Annotated in this window: 25 protein-coding genes and 1 pseudogene; 9 read left to right on the top strand and 17 right to left on the bottom strand. The window is 58.5% G+C overall.

Features of this window, described 5'->3' with window-relative positions; all coding sequences use genetic code 11:
* The 4 genes and pseudogenes from SIK97_RS18055 to SIK97_RS18070 form a co-directional block, all read right to left on the bottom strand.
* Positions 1-361: pseudogene (locus SIK97_RS18055) on the bottom strand (carbohydrate porin); the annotation flags it as partial.
* A 227-nt stretch (positions 362-588) separates the two neighbouring features.
* Positions 589-891: a PTS lactose/cellobiose transporter subunit IIA gene (locus tag SIK97_RS18060; RefSeq protein ID WP_032751827.1), complete on the bottom strand. Its 303-nt coding sequence runs from the start codon at positions 889-891 to the stop codon at positions 589-591.
* Between the two features lie 108 nt (positions 892-999).
* On the bottom strand, positions 1,000-2,325 hold the full coding sequence (locus tag SIK97_RS18065; protein WP_014227305.1) for a PTS sugar transporter subunit IIC: 1,326 nt from the start codon (positions 2,323-2,325) through the stop codon (positions 1,000-1,002).
* An 11-nt stretch (positions 2,326-2,336) separates the two neighbouring features.
* Complete coding sequence (locus SIK97_RS18070; RefSeq protein WP_014227304.1) at positions 2,337-2,648, bottom strand: PTS sugar transporter subunit IIB; 312 nt, start codon at positions 2,646-2,648, stop codon at positions 2,337-2,339.
* A gap of 294 nt (positions 2,649-2,942) precedes the next feature.
* On the opposite strand from SIK97_RS18070, the gene SIK97_RS18075 reads away from it, so the two are divergent.
* Positions 2,943-3,884 carry a LacI family DNA-binding transcriptional regulator gene (locus SIK97_RS18075; RefSeq protein ID WP_014227303.1) on the top strand — a complete coding sequence of 314 codons (942 nt, stop codon included), beginning with the start codon at positions 2,943-2,945 and terminating at the stop codon, positions 3,882-3,884.
* A 23-nt stretch (positions 3,885-3,907) separates the two neighbouring features.
* On the opposite strand, the gene SIK97_RS18080 is transcribed toward SIK97_RS18075, so the two are convergent.
* Positions 3,908-4,201, bottom strand: coding sequence for a YicS family protein (locus SIK97_RS18080; protein ID WP_047722799.1), 294 nt, complete (start codon positions 4,199-4,201; stop codon positions 3,908-3,910).
* Positions 4,202-4,410: 209 nt separating this feature from the next.
* Here SIK97_RS18080 and SIK97_RS18085 point away from each other — a divergent pair, with 209 nt between their 5' ends.
* Positions 4,411-5,364: an Rpn family recombination-promoting nuclease/putative transposase gene (locus SIK97_RS18085; RefSeq protein ID WP_032751828.1), complete on the top strand. Its 954-nt coding sequence runs from the start codon at positions 4,411-4,413 to the stop codon at positions 5,362-5,364.
* A 3-nt stretch (positions 5,365-5,367) separates the two neighbouring features.
* On the opposite strand, the gene SIK97_RS18090 is transcribed toward SIK97_RS18085, so the two are convergent.
* From SIK97_RS18090 to SIK97_RS18130, 9 genes are all read right to left on the bottom strand, one after another.
* Positions 5,368-6,270, bottom strand: a complete 903-nt coding sequence (locus SIK97_RS18090) for an EamA family transporter (protein WP_014227300.1) — start codon at positions 6,268-6,270, stop codon at positions 5,368-5,370.
* Between the two features lie 150 nt (positions 6,271-6,420).
* Positions 6,421-6,729: a CcdB family protein gene (locus tag SIK97_RS18095; protein ID WP_014227299.1), complete on the bottom strand. Its 309-nt coding sequence runs from the start codon at positions 6,727-6,729 to the stop codon at positions 6,421-6,423.
* Positions 6,730-6,731: 2 nt separating this feature from the next.
* The gene (locus tag SIK97_RS18100; protein WP_057174122.1) at positions 6,732-6,968 is read right to left on the bottom strand and encodes a type II toxin-antitoxin system CcdA family antitoxin; all 237 of its coding nucleotides are present in this window, start codon (positions 6,966-6,968) and stop codon (positions 6,732-6,734) included.
* A gap of 105 nt (positions 6,969-7,073) precedes the next feature.
* The gene (gene murP, locus SIK97_RS18105; RefSeq protein WP_032751833.1) at positions 7,074-8,507 is read right to left on the bottom strand and encodes a PTS N-acetylmuramic acid transporter subunit IIBC; all 1,434 of its coding nucleotides are present in this window, start codon (positions 8,505-8,507) and stop codon (positions 7,074-7,076) included.
* 24 nt (positions 8,508-8,531) lie between these two features.
* Complete coding sequence (gene murQ / locus SIK97_RS18110; protein ID WP_009654080.1) at positions 8,532-9,434, bottom strand: N-acetylmuramic acid 6-phosphate etherase; 903 nt, start codon at positions 9,432-9,434, stop codon at positions 8,532-8,534.
* A gap of 160 nt (positions 9,435-9,594) precedes the next feature.
* Positions 9,595-10,761, bottom strand: coding sequence for a multidrug effflux MFS transporter (locus SIK97_RS18115; protein ID WP_014227296.1), 1,167 nt, complete (start codon positions 10,759-10,761; stop codon positions 9,595-9,597).
* 50 nt (positions 10,762-10,811) lie between these two features.
* On the bottom strand, positions 10,812-12,176 hold the full coding sequence (locus SIK97_RS18120; protein WP_014839827.1) for an efflux transporter outer membrane subunit: 1,365 nt from the start codon (positions 12,174-12,176) through the stop codon (positions 10,812-10,814).
* Positions 12,177-12,179: 3 nt separating this feature from the next.
* Positions 12,180-15,287 (bottom strand): multidrug efflux RND transporter permease subunit EefB, encoded by a 3,108-nt coding sequence (gene eefB, locus SIK97_RS18125; protein ID WP_057174123.1) that lies wholly within the window; start codon positions 15,285-15,287, stop codon positions 12,180-12,182.
* On the bottom strand, positions 15,287-16,411 hold the full coding sequence (locus SIK97_RS18130) for an efflux RND transporter periplasmic adaptor subunit (RefSeq protein WP_057174124.1): 1,125 nt from the start codon (positions 16,409-16,411) through the stop codon (positions 15,287-15,289). The genes eefB and SIK97_RS18130 overlap by 1 nt, the downstream gene beginning before the upstream one ends.
* A gap of 452 nt (positions 16,412-16,863) precedes the next feature.
* Here SIK97_RS18130 and SIK97_RS18135 point away from each other — a divergent pair, with 452 nt between their 5' ends.
* Complete coding sequence (locus SIK97_RS18135; protein WP_047722801.1) at positions 16,864-17,280, top strand: GNAT family N-acetyltransferase; 417 nt, start codon at positions 16,864-16,866, stop codon at positions 17,278-17,280.
* Between the two features lie 215 nt (positions 17,281-17,495).
* On the opposite strand, the gene SIK97_RS18140 is transcribed toward SIK97_RS18135, so the two are convergent.
* Positions 17,496-18,143 carry a TetR/AcrR family transcriptional regulator gene (locus tag SIK97_RS18140; protein ID WP_025107591.1) on the bottom strand — a complete coding sequence of 216 codons (648 nt, stop codon included), beginning with the start codon at positions 18,141-18,143 and terminating at the stop codon, positions 17,496-17,498.
* Between the two features lie 80 nt (positions 18,144-18,223).
* Here SIK97_RS18140 and SIK97_RS18145 point away from each other — a divergent pair, with 80 nt between their 5' ends.
* Complete coding sequence (locus SIK97_RS18145; protein WP_047722802.1) at positions 18,224-19,720, top strand: MDR family MFS transporter; 1,497 nt, start codon at positions 18,224-18,226, stop codon at positions 19,718-19,720.
* On the opposite strand, the gene SIK97_RS18150 is transcribed toward SIK97_RS18145, so the two are convergent.
* On the bottom strand, positions 19,717-20,631 hold the full coding sequence (locus tag SIK97_RS18150) for a LysR family transcriptional regulator (protein WP_042946134.1): 915 nt from the start codon (positions 20,629-20,631) through the stop codon (positions 19,717-19,719). The genes SIK97_RS18145 and SIK97_RS18150 overlap by 4 nt on opposite strands.
* Positions 20,632-20,733: 102 nt before the next feature.
* On the opposite strand from SIK97_RS18150, the gene SIK97_RS18155 reads away from it, so the two are divergent.
* The 4 genes from SIK97_RS18155 to SIK97_RS18170 all read left to right on the top strand — a co-directional run bounded on the left by SIK97_RS18155 (position 20,734) and on the right by SIK97_RS18170 (position 23,905).
* Positions 20,734-21,354 carry a pyridoxamine 5'-phosphate oxidase family protein gene (locus SIK97_RS18155; protein WP_014227288.1) on the top strand — a complete coding sequence of 207 codons (621 nt, stop codon included), beginning with the start codon at positions 20,734-20,736 and terminating at the stop codon, positions 21,352-21,354.
* A gap of 130 nt (positions 21,355-21,484) precedes the next feature.
* Positions 21,485-21,955 (top strand): DUF1348 family protein, encoded by a 471-nt coding sequence (locus tag SIK97_RS18160; protein WP_057174125.1) that lies wholly within the window; start codon positions 21,485-21,487, stop codon positions 21,953-21,955.
* 255 nt (positions 21,956-22,210) lie between these two features.
* Complete coding sequence (gene nlpA / locus SIK97_RS18165; protein WP_025107595.1) at positions 22,211-23,020, top strand: lipoprotein NlpA; 810 nt, start codon at positions 22,211-22,213, stop codon at positions 23,018-23,020.
* A gap of 24 nt (positions 23,021-23,044) precedes the next feature.
* Positions 23,045-23,905: a DMT family transporter gene (locus SIK97_RS18170; RefSeq protein WP_014839817.1), complete on the top strand. Its 861-nt coding sequence runs from the start codon at positions 23,045-23,047 to the stop codon at positions 23,903-23,905.
* On the opposite strand, the gene SIK97_RS18175 is transcribed toward SIK97_RS18170, so the two are convergent.
* Positions 23,897-24,451 (bottom strand): NUDIX hydrolase, encoded by a 555-nt coding sequence (locus SIK97_RS18175; RefSeq protein ID WP_047722804.1) that lies wholly within the window; start codon positions 24,449-24,451, stop codon positions 23,897-23,899. The genes SIK97_RS18170 and SIK97_RS18175 overlap by 9 nt on opposite strands.
* Before the next feature lie 169 nt (positions 24,452-24,620).
* Between SIK97_RS18175 and SIK97_RS18180 the strand changes: the two genes are divergently transcribed.
* Positions 24,621-25,400 (top strand): MBL fold metallo-hydrolase, encoded by a 780-nt coding sequence (locus tag SIK97_RS18180; protein ID WP_057174126.1) that lies wholly within the window; start codon positions 24,621-24,623, stop codon positions 25,398-25,400.
* Positions 25,401-25,411 lie beyond the last annotated feature (11 nt).

A 25,411-nucleotide genomic window follows, 5' to 3' on the forward strand; every position in this document is an offset into this window, starting at 1 on the left:
CGTTGCCTTCGTTGCCTAAACGGCCGATCGCCGAAGCGCCGTTATAGGAGCCATCGACGCCGACAAACTTCTGATCGCCGGTCTGGAACTGCGCGCCGTAGCGGGCGTAGCCGCTGAACTTCAGGCCGAAGGGGATCGCCATATCCGGCGTGGCCGCGGTGGTCTGCGGGTTGGTGATAACATCCACTTTTTTATCAGCCGCGGCGTCGATTTTCGCCTGGCGTTCGGCCAGGGCTTTATCGACGGCTTTCGCCACAATGGCGTCGATCTGTTCTTGAGTAAATTCTTGCGCGAATACGGAAATTGGGCACAGCGCGGCGACGACCGCCATGGTTAATGGCAGCATTTTTACAGTTTTCATCATTATCTCGCTTTTAATAATTTATATATATCCTAAATAGTTCGAGTTGCAGGAAGGCGGCAAGGGAGTGAATCCCGATGAGCTTACTTTGGTAAGTGATTCGGGTAAGCGAGCGCAGCCAACGTACATGCAGCTTGAAATATGACGGATATATTTAGATAATAGCTATCCCGCCAGGATAAGCTGGTATATTTAGTTCGGGTACAGTTGCTAAATATTGATATAAATTAACGCTGGTATAAATGAATTAACTCTTCCGAAAATTCACGGGCGAGCAGTGAATTCATTAAGTGATCCTGAGCATGGACCATAATTAACGTCATCTGCTGGCGCGCTTCGCCAGCGTCCTGCTCGATAAGCCGGGTCTGCATCTGGTGCGCCCGGCGGGCGTAGCCATCGGCTTCATTCAGAAGCAAGCGCGCTTCATCTATATTACCGTTGCGGGCGCAATGGAGCGCTTCAAAACATAATGAGCGTGACTGGCCCGCATTAACGATAATTTCCATTACCGCATCTTCTAATTCAATCATGATAGATCCTGAGGTCATTAACTTTATTCTTTAAATAATGCAGTGAAAGTCCCTTTTCCACATTATTTATGCCGTCATTTTAAATATAATATTAAATATAGAGATTAATTATTGGCTGACCGTTTCGGCAACCGGCACTGCGGCTTTTGCTTTTTCAACTTCAGTTTTCATTAACGAGCGTTCATAGGCGCGCAGGAAGGGTAGGTAGATTACCGCCGACATCACCATGCAAATTAAACACATCACCACCGGGCTTAGCGTCCAGTTTGCAGCCCATGATGCGCCGATAGGCGCCGGCGTCGTCCACGGCGTCAGCGAAACGACCTGGCTGAGCCAGCCGAGGCGCGTCGCCCCGTAAGCCAGAACGGCGTTAATCATCGGCACAAAGACGAACGGGATAAACATCATCGGGTTCATGATAATCGGCGCGCCGAACAGAATCGGTTCATTGATATTAAAGAAGCTCGGTACGATACCCATTTTGCCAATGGTGCGCAGGTGGGTGACGCGGCTACGCAGCAGCAGGAACGCCAGCGGAAGCGTGGAGCCGACGCCGCCAATCAGCAGGTAGTGGTCCCAGAAACCCTGCAGATAGACATGCGGCAGAGCCGCACCGGCCGCCAGCGCTGCCTGGTTCGCCGACAGGTTGGCCATCCAGAAGGGGTTCATAATGCCGGTCACGATCAGCGAGCCGTGGATCCCGGCGAACCAGAAGATCTGGCACATCAGGACGGAAAGCAGGATCGCCGGCAGGGAGTCAGAGGCGGAAACCAGAGGCTCCAGCAGATGCATAATCGCCTGCGGCAGGATCATACCGGTCTGCGCTTCGATAAACAGATTCAGCGGATGCAGGGTCGCGATCACCACCAGCACCGGGATAAGGATTTCAAACGAACGCGCAACGCCGGTCGGCACTTCTTTCGGCAGGCGAATCGTAATGTTGTTCTGCTTTAGCCAGGCGTAAACGCGAGTGGAATAGATGGCGGTGATCAAGGCGGTAAAAATACCCTGACCAGAGAGGTACTGGGTGGAGATTTTGCCATCGGCGTACGGCGCGGCAACCAGTAAGAAAGCCATAAACGCCAGCAGACCGGACATCACCGGGTCGAGCTGGAACTGGCGTCCCAGGCTGGCGCCGATCCCCACCGAAATAAAGAACGTCATCACGCCCATGCTGAGGTTAAACGGCAGCATCAGCTGTTCGCGATACTGCTGGGAGAAATCCAGCCAGCCGCGGGCGAAACCGTTAGTGGTATCCGGGGAAAAAGGTGGAAAGATAAATACCAGCATGAATGAGCCGATGATCATAAACGGCAATGCGGCAGTGAAACCATCGCGAATCGCGATAACGTATTTCTGCTGCCCAAGGCGTCCTGCCAGCGGGGTAATTGATTGCTCGATCGCGGCAATCATGGACTGATACAGAGAACTCATTTGCACACCTCTTAATGCGCTTCAATCAGCGACAGGGCATAATCCAGGACGTTGTCTCCCCGCTGCATTCCGTAATCCATGGCGTTAATCGGCTGGACCGGAATATTCAGGGGAGCGGCTTTCTCAGCTAAGTTTTTCAGCATGTATTTCACCTGTGGTCCAAGAAGCACCACCTGGTATTGCGGAAACTGCATGTCAAATTCGGAAACTCCGTAGGCGTCAATCTGCACCGGCAGGTTACGTTCCTTCGCGGCGTCAACCATCTTTCTGACCAACAGGCTGGTGGACATTCCGGCAGAGCAGCACAGCATAATCTTGTACATCGACGATCGTCCTCAAAATGTAAAAAGTTATTGCGTGGATGATTTGATATCAGACGGAAACCGGTTTCCATTTATAAAAAACAGAACTGTGATAACCGTCAAGATCTGTCAGTCAAAGGGCGTGTTAATTAGATTTGGCTCACAAATTTTCCTGGTTTTTGCTACGATTTTCCATGAAACGGAAAATCGGTTTCCAAATAAAAAGGGAAACGGATATACTGCCGCTGGTTATTATTGAAGCGATTCAGGTTTAAGGATTTACAGGGATCGGATTGGCCCTGTCAGGGGAAAATAATGTCTACAATCAACGATGTATCACGGTTAGCTGGGGTATCTAAAGCCACAGTCTCTCGGGTGTTGAGTGGTTCGCGCGGCGTAAAGGAAGCCAGCCGACAGGCGGTATTGCAGGCGGCGGAAGCGCTTAACTACCGGCCGAATATGATCGCGCAATCTTTGCTGAGTCAGACCACCGGCTGCATCGGCGTCATTTGCGCCCAGGACAACATTAATCAAACCACCAGCTATCTCTACGCGCTGGAAAAACAGCTCAGCCAGCACCAGATGCATCTGCTGCTGCGTTTTGCCAATAGCCGCGGCAGAGTGCTCCATTCGCTGGAAGAGTTGACCTGCGGCCTCTGCGATAATGTGTTAATCATCGGCGCGCGGTTTCCGCTCAATATCGACCGGCCCGACGTAGTGCTGATTGACTGCCTGGAAAGCGACGCAACGAATAGCATTCAGTTTGACCACGCCTTTGCGGCGGAAACGGCCTGCAACTATCTGATAAGCCAGGGGCGGCGGCAGATTGCGCTGATTCATCCTCAGGCCAGCGGCTTTGCTGACCAGGTTCTGCTGGGCTACAAGCACGCGCTGGAAAAGAATTTTCTGCCGTTCAATCGCAACCTGGTTTTTCTCGACAGCCATTCGCCGTCCGTGGCGGTTCAGGAGCTGGTGAACAACGCAACCACCCTGAATTTTAATGCGTTATTGGTTGCCAACGAGCAGCAGGCGCAGCTGGTGGTGCCGCAGCTCCAGGCGTTTAATCGCGCGGTGCCGGAAAAAGTCATGGTGTTCAGCCTGGCGGGCTCGTTACAGCTGCCCGGTATTCCGACGATTCCGGCGATTGAATATTCCATGGACGCGATGGCCAGCCAGATAGTCAACTGGCTGACCGAGAAGACGCAAATGCTCGCTAGCAGCCCGCTGCGTGGAGATTTGATCATTCCGAACCGCTAATGGCGACGCCTCCGCGCCCGGTACTAGGGCGTTGGGCACTGAATGCCGCTAATGGCCTTCTGATAAGCGGCGCTGTTGTTTTTATCCAGCGCCCGCGTCGCGCTTTGTACGGCGGTCTTATTTTCCGCTGATTCCAGCACGCGGTTAGCAAACTGCGTATCATCCAGCGCGCTGCTGGCAGGGCAATTTCTCCTCACATCTTTCACTATCTGCTGCTTTTGCTGTTCAAACTTCAGCCCGGAGAGCGGTGCAGCTGTCGCCACGCTGGAGAACATCAGACTGGCTGCCAGCGAAAGCGCAAAACTCATTCTCTTCATTACGGATATCCTTATTTTTATTAAAGGGTTCCTCTAACTATAGACGCATTCCTGAACCAACATTTTGCGCGCTGGTTTCCATAAGAATGAGTCTGTTTCAGCCGCTGAAATTTATCTTTCGTAGCGGCAAGCAAAGCCGTTGATGCGCAGGTGTTTGCGCTTTTTGGGACGGATATATTCCAGCCATTACGTTTCAGGGATGGCGGACCATGACGCAAAAAGGAACCCCCTCGACGCCGCACGATGCGGTTTTTAAACAGTTTTTATCGCATCCCGAGTGCGCCAGGGATTTTATCGAGATTCATCTGCCCGCTTCGCTGCGCCAGCTGTGTAATCTGCAAACGCTCAAGCTGGAGTCCGGCAGCTTTATTGAGGCCGATTTGCGCGCCAGCTACTCCGACGTACTGTGGTCGCTGAAAACCCGCGACGGTGACGGCTATATCTATGTGGTGATTGAACATCAGAGCACGCCGGATGCGCATATGGCCTTCAGGCTGATGCGCTACGCGCTGGCGGCGATGCAGCGTCATCTGGATGCCGGGCATAAAACGTTGCCGCTGGTGGTGCCGATGCTGTTTTATCACGGCGCGAAAAGCCCCTATCCCTTCTCGCTTTGCTGGCTGGATGAGTTTACTGATACGCAGACAGCGCGACGACTTTATGCCGCCGCTTTCCCGCTGGTGGATATTACGGTGGTGCCGGATGACGACATTATGCAGCACCGGCGCGTGGCGTTGCTGGAGCTGATTCAAAAGCATATTCGCCAGCGCGATTTACTTGGCCTGGTGGAGCGATTAGCCGAGCTGTTGGTTAAAGGTTGCGCTAATGACAGCCAGTTGAAAGCGCTGTTTAATTACATGCTGCAGTGCGGCGATGCGCCTCATTTTGGTGAGTTTCTTCACGAGGTCGAGCGGCGCGTTCCTCAACATAAGGAGGTACTCATGACGATTGCGGAAAGGCTACGGCAGGAAGGGAGACAAGAAGGCAAGTTGGAGGGCAAGTTAGAAGGTAAACAAGAGGGTAGACTAGAAGAAGCGTTGCGTATTGCCCGTTCACTTCTGGAGCAGGGGTTTGAGCGCGAGCTGGTGCAGGTGGCTTGCGAGCTGACGGATGACGACCTGAAGAGGCTGCAAACGCCGGTCGCAGCCTCTCCTGGCCGATAATCGTCAGGCCGTTTTAACCCGCCGCCGCGAATCCATGGCGATCAGCACCACCGACGAGAGAATCAGCAACGTGCCCAGCCAGTCCGGGAGAGTAAAAGTGATGCCGAGCAGCAGCAGGGAGAGCAGGGCGCTACTCAGCGGCTCCGCGCAGCTGAGGATCCCCGCCTTCGCGCCGCCAATCTTCTGCGCGCCGTTCAGGTAGAGGCTGAAGGTCAGCGAGGTGCCGATTACCACCAGGTAGAAAAAGGCCAGCAGCAGGCCGCCGGTCACCACAAAATGGTTGCCCTGTCCGGCGTAGAACGGCAGCAGCATGGCGCCGCCGAGCAGCATGCTCCAGCCGACAATCGGCAGCGTGCCGTAGCGGGCAATCAGCGTCGAAGGATAAGTCGTATAAAAAGCGGCGGCAAACGCCGAAGCAATCCCCCAGAACAGCGCCGTGGGGGAAATCGACAGCGTCGTCGGGTTGCCGTGGGTCACCAGCAGGAAAGTGCCCGCCAGCGAGGTGGCGATGGCCGCGAGCACCAGCGGGCTGGGGCGCGTTTTGCGGGCGATGGCAAACCAGGCGACGATAATCGTCGGCGACAGAAACTGCAGCACCGTCGCGGTGGCGGCGTTGGATTGCTCGATAGTCATCAGAAAGGTGTACTGCACGGTAAGCGCGCCGAACAGCGAAAAGATCAGCAGGCTGGCGGCGTCTTTGCGGTTTTGCAGGACGCGGAAAATCTTATCGCCGTGGAAGAACGAGAGCATCAGAAGGATCAGGCCGGCGAACAGCAGGCGCGTCATGGTCAGAAACGGCGATGACATCTGGCTTTGCTGCATAATATATTGCGCGCAGACGCCCGAGCTGCCCCACAGCACGGCGGCGATCAGTACGTTCAGCATCCCTTTTTTGCTGGAGCCCATCTTTCCCTCAGGTGAAAATAGCGCGAAAGCAGTATCATAGCATGAGTACGCGCGGGAAGCGGGGCAGGAAAGGGGAGTCGGAGTATTTGCGTGCCCCTTGCGGAGGAAGATCGTTGGGTTTGGCGATCTGACGCGTAAGCTTGTAGCGAGTTAGATCCCGTCGAAAAGAAAATCCATTGAAGCTTTAACGACTTCGCGCTGGTGATTCAGATTACAAACTTCTTCACCCAGAACACGATGTGGGATGCTGGCGAGTTCGTGAGTCATCACGACGTATTCTTCCCCTTCTACGGTGACAAGCGGTGTTAAACGATCGGCGCGTGGACCTTTATAGTTTTTCAGTGGAAACAGTGGAATCACGACCCGAGTATTGCGCTTGCCGATAATGTCACTCTGTACATCAAGGAGGTAAGGATACGCAGCAATTCGACCTGTATTCTTATAAACGTAATACTGCATATTTAGAACGTACTGTATTCATCAGAGAGAAGTCCATTTTCCTCAGTTAAATTATTGAGGTAGTCGATTGCCTGGGCATTTTCTTTTTGCCAGCGGGCTATTTCGAGGCTGTGGATTTCGCTTTTTAGAGCGTTAGTCAACGTTAGAGACAGATTGATGCCGACCTCACGAGCCTGTTTGACCAGGCCTGGGTCCAGTGTCACGCTGACGTTCTGCTTATTGCGTTTTGCGGCTGGCATAGGGAATCTCCTGTGTAATCTACACGTGTAGATTACACAGAAATAAATAAACCCGCCATTCGGCGGGTTAAAAAAGATTCAATTTTTATGCGCCGGACGCGCCTCTTAGCTCAAATCAACGTTTTTACTGCCGAACAGCCAGGTCAGGGCGAAGCCGCACAGGTAAGAGACCGCCAGCCCGGCGGCATACACCGCCATTCCGGCGTAGATGCCGCTGCCGGAGGTCATCAGCGGCAGCGCCACCAGCCCCGACGGGCCAAACACCGTATTCAGGCCGACCGGTAGCCCCAGCCAGGCGACGAGCCCAAGGAAGAAACCGCCGCAGGCACCGCCGAGACAGGCGGTGATAAAGGGCTTCATGCGCGGTAGCGTCACACCGTAAATCAGCGGTTCACCGATGCCGAGAAAGCCGGGAATAATCGCCCCTTTAATCTGCGTGCGCAGCAGAGAACCGTGCTTCGCCCGCCAGAACAGCGCCAGCGCCGCACCAACCTGTCCGGCACCGGCCATGGCCAGGATCGGAAATAGCGAGTTAAACCCCTGCGCATCCACCAGCGCGAAATAGACCGGCACGAAGCCCTGATGGACGCCGAACATCACCGCCAGCAGGAACAGGCCGGCCAGTACCGCAGAGCCGAACGGGTTACCGTTAAGGTGCAGAAACAGCCATGACATCCCGGTGAACAGCCAGCCGCCGATAGGCATAATGACGGTAAAGGTGATCGCGCCCATGATCAGCAGCGTCACCGCCGAGGTGAGGATCATATCGAGGTTGGCAGGCATGATGCGGCGTACCTGTCGTTCCACCCACGCGCCGATAATCGCGGCGATAAGCACGCCGATAATATTGCCGCGCGGGTCAATACCGTGGCCGAAGAAGGTGGAAATCCCGGAATAGAAGCCGCTGGTGGCTTCCGGGTTATAGCCGAGAACAAACAGCGCAGCGATGATGGCCCCGTTGACCCCGGAGCCGCCGAAGGCTTTCTGGGCGTTATAGCCGATCAGGATGCTCAGGAAGGTAAACATCCCTTTGCTGAACACCTTCATGTAGCCGATCAGCGCCATCAATGTCGCGTTCGGATGCGCGTTTTCGAGGACAAATATCTGCTCCGCCAGGGTCGCGAACCCCAACAGCAGGCCGACGGCGATAAAGCCGGGAATGAGCGGGGTGAAGATGGTGGCGAATTTCGCGAGGAATTTTTGAATACCGCTGGTTTGCTTGCTCTTCAGCGCCTGTTTCTTTTCGGCGGCGACATCGGCCAGCGATGGCGCATCCGCCGGGGCCTCTTCCAGTAACGCATTCATCATTTCCGCCGCGCTTTGCGCCTTGCCGGGCCCAAGGACGACCTGGAACTGTTCATCGCTAACGATCACCCCCATTACGCCGTCAATCTGGCGGATGGCGGCGCTATCGGCCCGTGATTCATCGCGCAGGGTCAGGCGCAGCCGGGTCATACAGTTGCCCGCCTGCGCGACGTTCCCGGCTCCGCCAACGTGCTGCAGGATCCGCGCTATCATCTCTTTATTTATTTTTGCCATTGCAGATTACCCGTGAGTCAGCGGTCAGGAGTGGCTCAGCGCCTTGCGGATATAGCCGTTGTTTTTTGCCAGCAGCGCCTGGGCATCCGCGGCGCTTAAATCAGCCAGCACCATCACAATCGCCGTTTTGCAGTGGCGATCGCAGGCTTCCAGCGCGCTCTGGGCGGTTGCGCGATCGCATTCGGTCGCTTCCATGACGATGGACACCTGGCGCTCGATAAGCTTGGCGTTGGTCGCTTCCACGTCCACCATCAGATTGCTGTAGACCTTGCCGATGCGGATCATCGCCCCGGTAGAAATCATATTCAGCACCAGCTTCTGCGCGGTGCCCGCCTTCAGGCGCGTTGAGCCGGTCACCACTTCCGGACCCACGACCGGCGTAATGGCGACGTCCGCCAGCTGGGCCATTTCGCCGTGCGGGTTACAGCTGACGATGGCGACAAAAGCGTTCTGGCTGTGGGCATACTCCATCGCGCCGATGACGTACGGCGTGCGTCCGCTGGCGGCCAGGCCGACCAGCACGTCGCGGCTGCTAAAGTTCAGGTTCTGCAGGTCCATCGCCCCTTGCGCTTTGTTGTCTTCGACGTTCTCTACGGCGCTCAGTATGGCTTTATGGCCGCCCGCGATAATGCCCACCACTTGCTCCGGGCGGGTGCCGAAGGTCGGCGGACACTCGCTGGCATCAAGGATCCCCAGACGCCCGGAAGTGCCCGCGCCAATGTAAATCAGTCGACCACCCGCCTGCAGCGCCGCCGCGACCTTATCCACCACCTGGGCAATTTGCGGCAGATAGGGGGTGATGGCGTGAGCCACCTGCTGGTCTTCCTGGTTAATCACCGTCAGCATCTCTTCGGTGGTGAGGATATCAATGTTGGCGCTATTGGCGTTGCGGCGCTCGGTCAGCAGTTTGCTCAGATCGATACTCATAGGAACCTCTTTAGTCACGGTGGCGGGCAGTATAAGGAATTAATTATTCCTTTCCTGTGAAGGTTATCACGATTGGTGTTGAAGGAATAATAGGAGATTACAGTACTGGCGGGAAAAATAGGGGTAATAAAATTGGAATATTTTATTACCCTGGAGGAGGTTATGCGATGGGGCGCGGCTTTTTCAGGCCAATCAGCAGCGCGGCCAGATAGCAAAGGGTCATCGCGAAGCTCATTTTGAGCATCGTTTCGCCGCCGAGACCGGCCAGCGGCGCGGCAATACCGCCGAACACAAACATCAGCGTGCCCATCAGGGCGGAAGCGGTGCCGGACTGGCGGGCGTGAATGGCGTTCATCGCTTCCGAGCCGGCAACGGTACTGATACCGCTCATCATGGAAACGGTAAAAAACAGGCCGACCAGCGCCAGCGTCGGCTGCGGTAGCCAGGCGAAGAGCAGGGTGATGGCGGCAAACGCCACCGCCAGCAGCTGGCCGCCGCGCAGCAGGGCTTCGGCGCTGAAGCGGCGCGCCAGGCGGGAAAAGATCAGCGCCGCGATAATCAGCCCGATACCGTTAAGGCCGAACAGCAGGCTGAACTGCATCGCGCTCATGGCATATTCGCTCTGGATAACGAACGAAGACGAGCCGATATACGAAAACAGCCCGGCCATCATAAAGGCCTGAATCAGGCAGTAGCGCATAAAGCGGCGGTTTTTCAGCACCGGCGCATCAGCCTGCTGCCGCGTAGCCGAGGCGGCGCTTTTGGCCGGCAGCGTTTCGTGCAGCACCGTCAGGCTGAGCAGCAGCAAGACAACGCCGATCGCCGCCATCGCCCAGAACAGGATACGCCAGTCGAAGGCGGTAATGATCCAGCCGCCGAGTACCGGTGAAAGCACCGGCGCAATGCCGTTAACGGTCATCAGCAGGGCGAAAAACTGGGTCAGCAGCGTACCCTGATACCTGTCGCGGGCGATGGAACGCGACAGCACCGAGCCGCCCGCGCCGGCGAAGCCCTGCAGAAAGCGCCAGGCGATCAGCATATGGATATCGTAGGTTATCGCGCACATCGCCGAGGAGAAGATAAACAGCAGCAGGGAGAGCGCCAGCGGCTTTTTACGGCCAATGCGGTCGCTCAGCGGGCCAAAAAACAGCTGTCCAAGGCCGAGGCCAATCAGCGCCGCGGTCAGCGAAAGCTGGGTCTGCGTGCCGGTGGCGCTGAGCTGCTGGGTGATTTCCGGCAGCGCGGGCAGATAGAAGTCGGTACACAGCGGCCCAATGGCGCTGAGCAAACCGAGAACCACGACCCAGGAGAGGGAAATTCGGGACATATCAACGGGCTCCTTGTCATCAAACCGGGCGTTGCCGCCCGGCAAAAGCGTTAGCTGGCGCCGCCTCCCAGCGACTGCCAGAGGGTAATGCGGTTTTCCAGATCCGTTTGCTGGAGGGAGATAAGCGTGGCCTGCGCCGACCACAGCGTTCGCTGGGCGGTCAGCACCGACAGATAATCTCCGACCCCGGCCTGATAGCTCTTCATCGCGATATTCAACGATTTCTGCTCCGCCGCGACGTATTTATTCTGCGCGTCCAGCTGTTCGCTGAGCGTTTCCCGGCGCGCCAGCGCGTCGGCGACATCCTTAAAGGCGCTCTGAATCGTCTTCTCATAGGTGGCGATCAGCCCCTTTTTCTCCGCTTCAGCATAGCGCAGCTGCGCCAGGTTGCTGCCGCCGGTAAACAGCGGCAGGCTGATGGACGGAGCGAATGACCACACCTGCATGCCGTGGCTGAACAGCGACGAGAGCGAGTCGCTGCCGACCCCGGCGCTGGCGGTCAGCGAGATGGACGGGAAGAAATTGGCCCGCGCCGCGCCGATATCGGCGTTAGCGCTCTTCAGATTATGCTCCGCTTCCTGGATATCCGGGCGGCGCAGTAGTACCGATGAAGAGACGCCCGCCGGCACCAGGGTGATACTCCGATCGCCAAGGCTTTCCAGCGTGCCGGGCAGCAGGCTATCCGGCACGGTTTCTCCGGCCAGCAGGTTGAGCGCGTTTTTATCCTGCGCCACCAGCGTGCGGTAGCTGGCGACGCTGGCGCGCGCCTGCTGATAAACGCTTTCGGCATCGCTCAGGTCGCCTGCCGAGGCGGTGCCGACTTCCATCTGGCGGGTGACGATGCGGCGCGAGTTCTCCGCGCTGGCCATGGTGTCCTGCGCCAGCGCCAGATTGCTGTTGTCCGCGGCGAGCGTTATCCACGCGGTGGTCAGATCGGCGATCATCGTCAGACGCGTATTCTGGGCGGTGAATTCGCTGGCAAGCCAGGTTTCCCGCGCCGCGCGCGTCAGGCTTTGGTTCTTGCCAAACAGATCCAGCTCGAAGCTGGAAACCGCGCCGTCGGCTTCCGCTGACGAGGTGAGGCCGCTGGCCACCGTTTTACTGCGGGTATGGCTCAGCTCGGCGTCGAGGGTCGGAAACAGCGAGGCGCGGGTTTCGCCAAACTGGGCGCGCGCGGCTTCGATATCGGCCAGCGCTTTCTGCACGTCGCGGTTGCTGGTCAAGGCGATGTTCACCACTTTTTTGAGGCGAGCGTCATTCACTACCTGCTGCCAGTCGCTGACTACCGCGGTTGCCTCGCCGTGGCTACCCGGCAGGGTCGCCGGGACAGGCGCGGCCGGACGTTCATAGTGCGGGTCGAGAGAGACGCAGCCCGCCGTCAGGAGCGCAACAAAAACTAAGGTAAAACGAAACATAACTTACTCCTGAGAAGAACGATGGCGGGTGAAGAAACGTTTCACCAGCACAAAGAACAGCGGCACGAAGAACACCGCCAGCAGCGTCGCCGTCAGGGTGCCGCCGATAATCCCGGTACCGATCGCCACGCGGCTGTTGGCCCCGGCTCCGGTGGCGATCGCCAGCGGCAGCACCCCGGCAATAAACGCCAGCGAGGTCATCACAATAGGGCGTAAACGGGTCTGCGCGGCGCGCATGGCGGCACGCGACAGGGAGTAGCCCTCTTCCACCGCCGATTCAGCGAATTCGACGATCAGAATGGCGTTCTTCGACGACAGGCCGATGGTGGTTAATAGCGCCACCTGGAAGTAAACGTCATTGCTCAGACCGCGCATCCACGCCGCCAGCGCCGCGCCGAGCAGCCCAAGCGGGATCACCATGATCACCGAGAACGGTACCGACCAGCTCTCATACAGCGCCGCGAGGCACAGGAAGACCACCAGAATCGAGATAGCGTAGAGGCTCATCGCCTGGCCGCTGGCGAGTTTTTCCTGCAGCGACATGCCGCTCCATGCCCAGGTGGTACCGGCGGGCAGGTTATTGGCTAAGGCCTCCATCTTGTCCATTGCCGCGCCGGAGCTGAAGCCGCTGGCGTTCTCACCCTGGATTTCAAAGGCGGCGGAACCGTTGTAGCGCACCAGGCTTTCCGGACCGTATTGCCAGCGGGTGGTGGCGAAGGCGGAGAACGGCGTCATGCTGTCGTCGCTGCCGCGCACAAACCATTTACCGAGGTCGGACGGCACGGCGCGGGCGTCGCTTTCGCCCTGGATATAGACCTTCTTCACGCGACCGCGATCGATAAAGTCGTTAACGTAGGTCCCCCCCCAGGCGCTGGAAAGGGTATCGGTGACATCGCTTAACGACAGCCCGAGCGACACGGCTTTGTTATTATCGATATCCACCTGCAGCTGCGGCATTTGCGGCAGATCGTTGGCGCGTACCGACTGCAGCTCGGTACTTTGATTCGCCGCGGCCAGCAGCTGGCTGCGCATTTTCATCAGGCTATCGCGATCGGTACCGCCGCTGGCCATCAGTTCGAAGGTGAAGCCGTTGCTCTGCCCCAGGCCATCTACCGACGGCGGGGTCATGGCGAACAGGGTGGCGTCGCGAATGCTGCCGAGCTCTTTGGTGGCGCGCAGGGAGATGGCCTGAGCGGTATTTTCTTCGCCTTTACGTTCGGACCAGTTTTTCAGCGACACGAAGGCCATCCCGGCGTTTTGTCCGCTGCCGCTAAAGCTAAAGCCGTCGACGGTAAAGATCACGTCGGTATTGGCTTTCTCTTTCGTCAGGAACCAGTCGGTGACCTGGCGGCGAACCTCGGCGGTACGTACCGCCGTCGCCCCGGCGGGCAGCGTGTACTGGACCATGATTTCGCCCTGATCCTCCGTCGGCAGGAAGCTGCCCGGCAGTTTCCACATCGCCAGCGCCATGCCGCCGCAAATCAGGACAAAAGCGCCCATCATCATCGCCGAGCGGCGCAGGCCGCCAACAACACGATGCTGATAGCCCTGCTCGGTGCGTCCCCACAGGCGGTTAAAGGCGCCGAAGAAGCCTTTGGTATGCGGTTTAGAATGGCTCAGCAGCGCGCCGCACAGCGCCGGGGTTAAGGTTAAGGCGACCACCACGGAGAGCATCATCGCCGAGATAATGGTCACCGAGAACTGGCGATAAATCACCCCGGTTGAGCCGCCGAAGAAGGCCATCGGCAGGAACACTGCCGAGAGCACCAGGGCAATGGCGATCAGCGCGCCGGAGATTTCGCCCATCGATTTTTCGGTGGCTTCGCGGGCGGGCAGCCCCTCGTCGCGCATGATACGCTCGACGTTTTCCACCACCACGATGGCGTCATCCACCAGCAGGCCTATCGCCAGCACCATCGCAAACAGCGTCAGGGTGTTGATGGAGTAGCCGAACAGCGCCAGCACGCCGAAGGTGCCCAGCAGCACGACCGGAACCGCCACCGCCGGGATCAGCGTGGCGCGGAAGTTTTGCAGGAACAGATACATCACGCAGACCACGAGGATAATCGCCTCGAACAGCGTCTGAATCACATCCTCCACCGAGATTTTGATGAATTCGGTGCTGTCTTTCGGATAGGCGATATCGTAACCCTGCGGCATCTGACGCTGGAACTCGGCAATCTTGTTTTTCACCAGCGTCGCGGTATTCAGGGCGTTAGCGCCCGGCGCCATCATCACCGCGATCCCGGCAGCCGGATGGCCGTTGAGATTGGCGGAGGCGGTGTAATCTTCGCTGCCCATCTCAACGCGGGCGACGTCGCTCAGGCGCACCACCGAACCGTCGCTCTTGCTCTTGACGATAATCTCTTTGAACTGGGCGACGGTTTGCAGCCGCGACTGGGCACGCACGGTGGCGGTCAGCTGCTGCGCGTTGGAGGCGGGTAGCGCGCCGATTTTACCGGCGGACACCTGCACGTTCTGCGCCTCAATGGCCGATTGCACATCGGATGGCATCAGCGAATAGGAGGCCAGTTTGGTCGGGTCCATCCAGATGCGCATGGCGTATTCGGCGCCGAACACCTGCAGGCTGCCGACGCCTTCAATACGCGCCATCGGATCCTGCATGTTGCTGACCAGCCAGTCGGAGATGTCGGAACTGGTGGCTTTGTTGTTTTTGTCATACACCGCGAGGATCAGCAGGAAGCTGCTCTGCGATTTCTCCACCGTTACGCCGGACTGCTGAACTTCGCTCGGCAGACGGGATTCCGCCTGCTGCACTTTGTTCTGCACCTGAACCTGGGCGGTATCCGGATCGGTACCCTGCTCAAAGGTGACGGTAATGCTGACCGAGCCGTCGGAGCTGCTGGTGGACGTAAAGTAGAGCAGGTTGTCCAGTCCGGTGAGCTGCTGCTCAATAACCTGGGTGACGCTGTTTTCCAGGGTTTCCGCAGAGGCCCCGGTGTAGGTGGCGGAGATTTTTATCGCCGGCGGGGCGACGTCAGGATACTGGGCGACCGGCAGGGTGCGGATAGCCAGAATCCCGGCGAGCATAATCAGAATGGCGATAACCCAGGCGAAGACCGGGCGTCGCACGAAGAAACGGGAGAACATCAGGCGTTGCCTCCGTCATTTTTGACTTCGGCGGCTTTGACCTGCTGGCCCGGCGCCACTTTGCCGGTTCCTTCGACAATCAACCTGTCGCCGCTCTTCAGGCCGTTGACGATAAGCCATTTGTCGCCGTAGGTTTCGCCGGTTTCCACGCTGCGCTGTTCAACCTTGTTATTAGCGTCAACCACCAGCGCGGTGGCATCGCCTTTGGCATCGCGGGTGATGCCCTGCTGCGGGGCGAGGATCGCATCGTTCATGATGCCTTCGTCTATGCGGGCGCGAACGAACATCCCCGGCAGCAGCACGTGCTGCGGATTGGGAAAGACCGCGCGCAGCGTGACCGAGCCGGTCGATTCATCCACCGCCACTTCGGTCAGCGCCAGGCGACCTTTTTCGCTGTAGGTGCTGCCATCTTCAAGAGTCAGGGTGACGTTAAGGGTATCGCTGTTGCTCGCCAGGCTTTGCTTACGCAGGCGCAGCAGATCGACGCTGGATCGGGTGAGATCGACGTACATCGTATCCAGGCCGCGGATCGTCGCCAGCGCGATATCCTGATCGGCGGACACCAGCGCGCCCGGCGTGACGGAAGAGATCCCGATGCGCCCGGCAATCGGTGCGGTCACGGTGGTCCAGTTCAGGTTAATGCGCGCGCTTTCCAGCGCCGCTTTTTTCGACTCGACGCTGGCCTTATCCTGGTTACAGGTCGCTATCGCGTCATCGGCGTCCTGACGGGAGACGCCGTTATCTTTGACCAGCACCGCGTAGCGCTGGGCTTTTTGGCAATCGGCGATGACCAGCGCCTGGGCCTGTTTCAGCGATGCGGCGGCTTCGTTAAACGTCGCGCGATAGCTTGACGGGTCGATTTGGTACAGCGCCTGTCCGGCTTTGACCATATCGCCCTCGGTAAACAGGCGTTTTTGCACGATCCCGCCGACCTGCGGGCGCACTTCGGCGCTAAGCGAGGCGGTGGTGCGTCCGGTCAGGCTGCTCACCACAGGGACAGGCTGGCCGTGCAGGGTAACGACACCCACTTCCTGCGTCATCTGCTGCGGGGAAGCGTTTTGCGCATTATCGCACCCGCTAAGGAGAAATAATGCTGCTGCGATGGGGGCTAAAGTATATTTCATTATATTTTCTCAGGATGAACGACGTCCGCCCCGCAAATTCACTGGCGGGGTGATGGGCCGGGCGATGATGCATCTCCGGGCAAGCACAAATAACCCAATGGGAAATAAATATTCCTGTTTGCAGTAAATAACTCGGTGAATACCGCTATTGATTAAGCGGTTTTTCCGAGATTTTCCCGTGCGGCGAATACGGCATCAGACGGCGGTTACAGGCTCTGAACCGAGCGATAACGCCTGCTACAGGGCATTACTTGTGGGGTTCTCCATGGTTTTTGGTTTTGAGAATGATCGTTCTCATTTTCCCCATTATACGTCCGTACCGAATGATGGGAAGGTTTTTTACACAAAATTTAGTGCAGGGAATTTAGTCAGGAAATAATGGAGAAAAAAAGGATATTTTGTGAAAGTAGGGTGGTGAATGGTCTGTGAAAAATAAAAGATGGAGATAATCAATGACATTAATAATAACAGAGAACATTAATCCCGCCGATCAAGAAGAGCTGCTGGCGGGGCTACGGGAATACAATCTGCGCTTTCTGGACCCGGCTCAGTTCGGCGAGCTGGGCGTTTATTCACGCGATGACGCTGGCGCGATGCGCGGCGGGTTGATCGGCAAACGCAAGGGCAGCTGGCTGTGTATTGACTATCTGTGGGTCAGCGAAGCCTCGCGCGGCAGCGGCCTTGGCAGCGAGCTGATGCATGAAGCGGAAAACCAGGCGCGGGCGCGCGGCTGCAGCCACGTGCTGGTGGATACGTTCAGCTTTCAGGCGCTGCCGTTTTATCAGAAGCTGGGCTATCAGCTGCAGATGTCGCTGCCGGACTTCCCGCACGCGGGTATGCAGCGCCATTATTTGTCGAAAGTATTGTAAGCCGGGCCTCAGGAGACCCTCCCGGAGGCGGCGCTGTGCGCCTGTCCGGGCTACCCGAACGCAGGCGGCTGTGAAGCGGATTGAATCCCCCGGATGGCGGCTGTCGCCTTATCCGGGCTACCCGATCGCAGGCGGTTGTGAACCGGATTGTATTCCCCGGATTGCAGACGGCTGTGAACCTGTAGCCCGGCTAAGCGCAGCGCGAGCCGGGGGAATTAGCCGCCGATCCCCCGGCCTATCAGGGCCAGGGCGTGGCTGACAATCATCTTCCGGTCTACCGATTGCAACCGCGGATCGGTGTGGGTGCGGGAAAACGGCACCAGCACCAGGCTTATCAGGGTGGTAAACAGCAGCTCCGGGGAGAGCGCCGGATTAAGCTTACCCTCCCGCTGCCAGCGGCGCACCGTCTCCAGCATCTTGTGGTACTTCTCATCGCCAAAACGCGCGTGCATATGCTGGCGCAGCACCGGCATCTCGCCGATGATCTCCTGCATCCACAGCGGCGCGAACCACGCGTTTTTCTCCGCCATGGCCGCCAGGGTTTCAATAAGCAGCGTAAAAGCGGTGACCGGATCGTCGCCGTGCGCGACAAAAATTTGTCCGATCTCGCTGCGTAGCGGCATAAAGCGCTCTTCGACCAGCTTTTCCACCAGCGCTTCGCGCGAGCTGAAGTAGTAGTGCAGCATCGCGGGCGTTACCCCCGCCTCTTTGGCGATGGCGTTCAGCGAAATGCGGGCGATCCCGTGGCGGGCAAACAGCGCCAGGGCAATATCCATCAGCTGTTCGCGGTTGGCGGAGCCGGATTTCTGCCCGCGCGGGCGACCGGGACGACGCGGGGCTTCGTTGTCTTTTTGTGCTGACATCCTGTGGCGATCCCTTGACCAGATTCATCATTTCCCTAAATATTAATTATGCATTTAATTAATTTCAAGCGAGTGATGCTATGACATCTGAAATCGCCAGCCAACCGGCGGTGCCCTCGATCCGCCTGCTCTTCAGCGCCCTGCTGCTGGTGATGCTGCTCTCGGCGCTGGATCAGACTATCGTTTCCACCGCGCTGCCGACCATCGTCGGCGAGCTCGGCGGGCTGGATAAGCTCTCCTGGGTGGTCACCGCCTACATCCTCAGTTCCACCATCGCGGTGCCGCTGTACGGCAAATTCGGCGATCTGTTCGGGCGTAAAATCGTTCTGCAGGTGGCGATTGTGCTGTTTCTTGCCGGTTCCGCCCTCTGCGGGCTGGCGCAAAATATGACCCAGCTGGTGCTGATGCGCGGCCTGCAGGGGCTGGGCGGCGGCGGCCTGATGGTGATCAGCATGGCGGCGGTGGCTGACGTCATCCCGCCGGCGAATCGCGGCCGCTATCAGGGTCTGTTCGGCGGCGTCTTTGGCCTGGCGACGGTAATCGGGCCGTTAATCGGCGGCTTCCTGGTGCAGCACGCCTCCTGGCGCTGGATTTTTTACATCAACCTGCCGCTGGGGCTGTTTGCGCTGCTGGTGATCGGTGCGGTTTTTCACAGCAGCAACAAGCGCAGCCAGCACCAGATCGACTGGCTGGGGGCGATTTACCTCAGCATGGCGCTGCTGTGCATCATCCTGTTTACCTCAGAGGGCGGCAGCGTCCGCGCGTGGAGCGACCCGCAGCTGTGGTGCATCCTGGCGTTTGGCCTGGTCGGGATTGTCGGCTTTATTCATGAAGAGCGGCTGGCCAGCGAGCCGATTATTCCGCTCTCCTTATTCCGCAACCGCAGCTTTTTGCTGTGCAGCCTGATTGGCTTTGTTATCGGCATGGCGCTGTTCGGCTCGGTGACCTTCCTGCCGCTCTATTTGCAGGTGGTCAAAGAGGCGACGCCGACCGAGGCGGGCCTGCAGCTGATCCCGCTAATGGGCGGCCTGCTGCTAACCTCGATCGTCAGCGGGCGCATTATCAGCCGCACCGGCAAGTATCGCGTATTTCCGATTATCGGCACCCTGCTGGGGGTCGTCGGCATGGTGCTGCTGACGCGCATCACCATCCACTCCGCGATGTGGCAGCTGTACCTGTTTACCGGCGTGCTGGGGGCGGGCCTGGGGCTGGTGATGCAGGTGCTGGTGCTGGCGGTACAGAACGCGATGCCCGCGCAGATGTACGGCGTGGCGACCTCCGGGGTCACGCTGTTTCGATCGATTGGCGGTTCCATCGGCGTGGCGCTGTTTGGGGCGGTGTTTACTCACGTGCTGCAAAGCAATCTCCAGCGCCTGCTGCCGGAAGGGGCGCAGCTGCCGAGGGCGCTGAACCCGGCGGCGGTGCAGAATCTCCCGGCGGAGATCCGCCTCGATTATCTGGACGCCTTCGGGTCCGCTATCCATGCGGCGTTTCTGATGGCGGCCTGCATTATGGCGGTGGCGTTTGCCCTCTCCTGGCTACTGAAAGAAGCGCCGCTGAAAACCGGCATACGCTAGACGGCGGCGGCAATACGCCGCAGCGCCCGACGGAGAGCCGGCGCGGCGAAATCGATAAATTTACGCAGCTTAAGCGGAGCCAGATCCCGCGAGGTGTACAGCAGGTGCACCGGTGCAGGCTCTGGTTCCATCGCCTGCAGGAGCAGCTTCAGCTCGCCGCGGGCCAGGCCGTCGATCGCCTGGTAATGCAGCAGGCGCGCCACGCCGGCCCCCAGACGGGCGGCGTCGGCGGCGCTCTCCGGCGTGGTCAGCGACAGCACTGGCTGCAGCGCCACCAGCCGGTCCTCCGCCTCTTCGGCGTTAAAGCGCCAGCCGCGATAAGGCATTGGCGATTCAATACGAATGATCGGTAGCGCGGCCAGCTCGCGCGGGCGTTCGGGTATGCCGTGTTTTTCCAGCAAAGCCGGGTGCGCGCAGGTCACAATACGCATCTCGCCCAGCCGGGTGGCCACCATCCCGCTGTCCGGCAGCGTACCGATACGCACCGCTAAATCAATATGATCGCCCACCAGATCGGCGTTGCGGTCGCTAAGCAGTAAACGGACGCGAATCTGCGGGTAGCGGGCGAGAAAATCCGTCACCACCGGCAAAACATGCTGACGACCGAACATGGTGGGGGCTGAGAGAACCAGTTCGCCTTTTGGCTCCTGATATTCGCCCGCCGCCTGGCGCTCGGCGTTCTCCACCTCTTCGAGAATGCGCCGCGCGGCGGCGACATAATCGACGCCGGCATCGGTCAGCGTCAGCTTGCGGGTGGTGCGGATCATCAGGCGCACGCCGAGGGTATTTTCCAGTTCGCCAATCTGGCGGCTAACGGTGGTCAGGGGCATATTCAGCGCCCGCGCCGCCGCCGACATGCTGCCGAGTTCGGCCACTTTCACCAGCAGCGCCATCGCGCTGAGTCGGTCCATAATTATCCCGTTTTACGGAAAGATGATTGTCATATTGCCACTATTATCTTTTCTGCCAGCACAGTCCATGATGAGTTACGCCGCAACGCATCGGGAGGACCTATGCCAGCAGAATTTCTTGATATCGCCATGACGCCGGACGTGATGGATGTCCAGCATGAAATGGGCAGCGATGAGCTGTGGCAGTCGCCGCATCGCCAGCGCCGGGGTGAGCGCTTCGGCGCCAGCGAGGAGGCGATGATTGCCACCCGCGACAGCTTCTATCTGGCCACCCTTTCGCAAACCGGCTGGCCCTATATTCAGCATCGCGGCGGCCCGGTGGGCTTTCTGCATCTGCTGGATGAAACCACCCTTGGGATGGCGGATTTTTCCGGTAATCGCCAGTACATCACCACCGGCAACCTGCGCGGCAGCGATCGGGCCTGTCTGTTTTTGATGGATTACCCGCGCCGTGCCAGGCTGAAAATCTACGCCACCGTAGAGGTTGTAGCGGTGGATGCCGACCCGCAGCTGCTGGCGCAGGTCGCGCCGGAGAACTATCGGGCCCGGATTGAGCGCATCTACCGTTTCCACTTACAGGCTTTTGACTGGAACTGCCCGCAGCATATTACCCCCCGCTACACCGCCCGGCAGGTGGCGGAGTATAGCCAGACGCTGCAACAGCGTATTGACGAACTGGAGCGGGAAAATCAGCGCCTGCAGCAGCTTATATACCCAAAATAATTCGAGTTGCTTAAAGGCGGCAAGGGAGTGAGTCCCCAGGAGCATAGATAACTATGTGACTGGGGTGAACGAGTGTAGCCAACACATAAGCAACTTGAAGTATGAAGGGTATTCATACAGGAGATTCATGATGACCGAACAACGTCCGCCTCTGCCGCCGTTCACCCGCGAGAGCGCCGCGCAAAAAGTCCGTGCCGCGGAAGATGGCTGGAACAGCCGCGATGCCGCTAAGGTCGCGCTGGCCTATACCGTCGAGAGCGAATGGCGTAACCGCAGCGAATTTGTTCACGGCAGAACGCAGATTATCGACTTCCTGCAGTGCAAATGGCGTAAAGAGCAGGAGTACCGGCTGATTAAGGAACTGTGGGCGTGGAGCGATAACCGTATTGCGGTACGCTTTGCCTATGAGTGGCACGACGACAGCGGCAACTGGTTTCGTTCATACGGCAACGAGAACTGGGAATTCGACGAGCACGGACTGATGCAGACGCGCTACGCCTGCATCAACGATCTGCCCATTACGGAGAGCGAGCGTCTGTTTCACTGGCCCCAGGGCCGTCGCCCGGACGATCACCCGGGGCTGAGTGAGCTGGGGCTGTAAGGCGCCGTTCTGCGGAACGAGCCTCACCGTTGAAGAGATCCCCGGAGGCGGCGCTGCGCACCTGTCCGGGCTACTCGATCGCAGCCGGCGGTGAACCCGTAGCCCGGGCAGGCGCATCGCGCCGCCCCCGGGAGAAAGGGGGAAGATGATTTTATTTCCGGTTGCGGTTTTTGCGTTTAAAACCCCAGCACAAAGTCGTTATAGTTTCAGACGAAAAAATAATAACGATTTCTATGGACTGACGGGGTGATAACAATGAAATTGCGTTTACGGACAGCCGCCGCCGTGGTGCTGGCGGGCCTGCTGCTGGCGGGCTGCGACCAGAAGGGCAGCGATGCGAAACACATTAAAGTCGGCGTGATTAACGGCGCGGAACAGGATGTGGCGGAAGTGGCGAAGAAAGTGGCTAAAGAGAAATATGGCCTCGACGTGGAGCTGGTGGGCTTTAGCGGCTCGCTGCTGCCGAATGAGTCCACCAACGCCGGCGATCTGGACGCCAACGTCTTTCAGCACCGCCCGTTCCTCGAACAGGATAATAAAGCCCACAACTATCGCCTGGTGGCGGTGGGCAACACCTTCGTCTTCCCGATGGCGGGCTACTCGCGCAAAATAAAATCCGTCGCCGAGCTGAAAGACGGCGCGACCATCGCCATTCCGAACGACCCGACCAACCTGGGCCGCGCGCTGCTTCTGCTCCAGCAGGAAAAGCTGATTACCCTCAAAGCGGGCACCGGCCTGCTGCCGACGGCGGTTGATATCATCGACAACCCGCATCACCTGAAAATTATGGAGCTGGAAGGAGCGCAGCTGCCGCGCGTCATCGACGACCCGAAGGTCGACGTGGCGATCATCAGCACTACCTACCTGCAGCAGACCGGCCTCTCCCCGGTACGCGACGGCATCTTTATTGAAGATAAAAACTCGCCCTATGTGAACATCATCGTGACCCGCGAAGACAACAAAGACGCGGAAAACGTCAAAGCGTTTATCCAGTCCTACCAGTCGCCAGAGGTGGCGAAGGCGGCGGAGACGATCTTTAACGGCGGCGCGGTGCCCGGCTGGTAATCACTCACACAAGGAGACGTGGCGATGACCCGGCAACGCCAGGCTGATTTGCTGCTCATAGCCGCGACGGTTATCGCCGCCTGCGGATGGATTTTTTCCCGGGAAGCGATTGCCGGCATGCCGGTTTTCGCTTTCCTCGGCCTGCGCTTTTTCTTCGCCGCGCTGCTGCTGCTGCCTTTCTGCCGCGGCCTTCGCGTCGAGAGGCAGCAGTGGCCGCGCATGATTATCAGCGGCCTGTGGTTTGCGCTAAACCTGTGCCTGTGGATCTACTCGGTATCAACGACCCCGTCGCTGGGCGAAGGGGCGTTTATCATGAGCCTGTCGATGCTGTTCGTGCCGCTTACCGCATGGGTGATGATGAAGGCGCGGCCGGCGCGGGCCTACTGGGAGTGCCTGCCGATTGCGGTTGTCGGTCTCGGCTTACTCAGCCTGCATATGCCGATTGCGTTTCACCCCAGCCAGGGCTGGTTCCTGTTGACCGCGCTGGTGCAATCGATCTGGTTTTGCTACACCAGCAAAAGCGCCCGCGAGGTGCCGCTGATACCGCTGACCACCGTGCAGCTCGGCATTACCGGCATTGTCGGACTGGGGATCTCCGCCGCCGTTGAAAGCTGGACTCAGCCGTTTACCCTGCCGACCTTCGGCTGGCTGCTCGCCAGCATCGTTATCGCCACCAGCCTGCGCTTCGGCCTGCAAATGAAGGGGCAGAAGTACGCGGCGGTCGCCAGCGCGGCGATTATTATGGTGCTGGAACCGCTGCTCACGGTGATTGCCGCCGCGCTGTGGTACGGCGAACAGCTACCGCTGCAGAAAATTATCGGCGGCCTGCTGATCCTCGTCGCTCAGCTGTGGTTCCGCTGGCGGATGCTGAAGCCGCTACGCTAAACCGGTGCGCCGCTGCGCCATCAGATGCAGCAGCGGCACCAGCGATAGCCCGTCCGGCATCTCGCCGCGGACGATCAGCTGGCCTATTTCTTCGAGGGTAAACCAGCCCGTTTCCATCACTTCGTCCTGATCTTCATCCATTCCCACCCAGGTCAAATCGTGGGCCAGCCAGGTAATAAACAACTGGTCGCTGCTGCCGTAGGAGGGGTTATAGCGGATAATTTCGTCGGCGCGCTGCGCCTGCCAGCCGGTCTCTTCCCGCAGCTCGCGCAGGGCCGCCTCGCGCGGGTCTTCGCCTTCATCGACGCCGCCGGAAGGAATCGCCCACACCACCCGATCGATCAGGTAGCGGTAGTGGCGAATCAGCAGCACTTTGTCATCCTGCATCGCCACAATTCCCACCGCCGGGCGAGGATAGTGAATGGAGAAAAAATCCCGCCGATCGCCGGGGGCCATATCAATTCCGACCTTGCGCATGCTGAACCATGGGGTGTCTGCCAGAACCTCGACATCGTGCATATCGGCGGAGGTGAGTTTCTTTTTCATCGTAGCCACTGTTCCTCAAAGTTGAGCGTTCAGCACACCATAGCCGGGAGCCGATGGCAACCGTCGCAGATTGGCCCGATTTCATCGTTCATTGCCCAAACGCCCATGTTGCGCCAGGCTTGTGGGACGTACGATGTTCAGCAGATAACCGCGAAGAGGAATGAACATCATGAAAATCACCCATGTGCGTAATGCCACCCAGCTTATTGATTATGCGGGTAAAAAGTTTCTGATTGACCCGATGCTTTCTGCCAAAGGCGCCTGGGCGGGCTTTGCCGGTACCGCGCGCAGCGAGTTGCGTAACCCGCTGGTGGAACTGCCTTTTTCCATCGAAGCGATCGTTGACGTGGATGCGGTTATCGTCACCCACACTCATCAGGATCACTGGGACGAGGCGGCGATCGCCGCGATCCCCAAAACCCTGCCGGTTTATGTCCAGCATGATGCCGACGGACAGCTGCTGCGCGGCCAGGGCTTTCGCGATATTCGTCTACTCTCTGAGGACAGCGCGTTTGCTGACGTTGCGCTGGTGAAAACCACCTCGGGCCAGCACGGCAGCGACCGCACCTATGCGGTGCCGGCAATGGCCGAGCGCCTGGGCGAAGCCTGCGGCGTGGTGCTGCGCCATCCGCAGGAGAAAACCCTATGGCTGGTGGGGGACACTATCTGGCGCGATGCAGTGGAAGCCGACATGCTCAGGCTGCGCCCTGACGTGGTGGTGCTGAATGCCGGGTATGCGCACGTCATCGGTTTTGGGCCGATCATCATGGGCAAAGAGGATGTGCTGAAGGCGCACTTCGTCCTGCCGGAAGCCAAAATCGTCGCCAGCCATATGGACGCGGTGAACCACTGTCTGCTGAGCCGCGATGAGCTGCGCCAGTACGTGGCTGACAATCAGATTGCCGAAGCGGTCAGCATCCCGCAGGATGGGGAAAGCATGGTCTTTTAGAAGCGGAGCGG

Source organism: Klebsiella sp. JN_Kp126, assembly GCF_033843325.1.
Classification (GTDB): domain Bacteria; phylum Pseudomonadota; class Gammaproteobacteria; order Enterobacterales; family Enterobacteriaceae; genus Klebsiella; species Klebsiella michiganensis.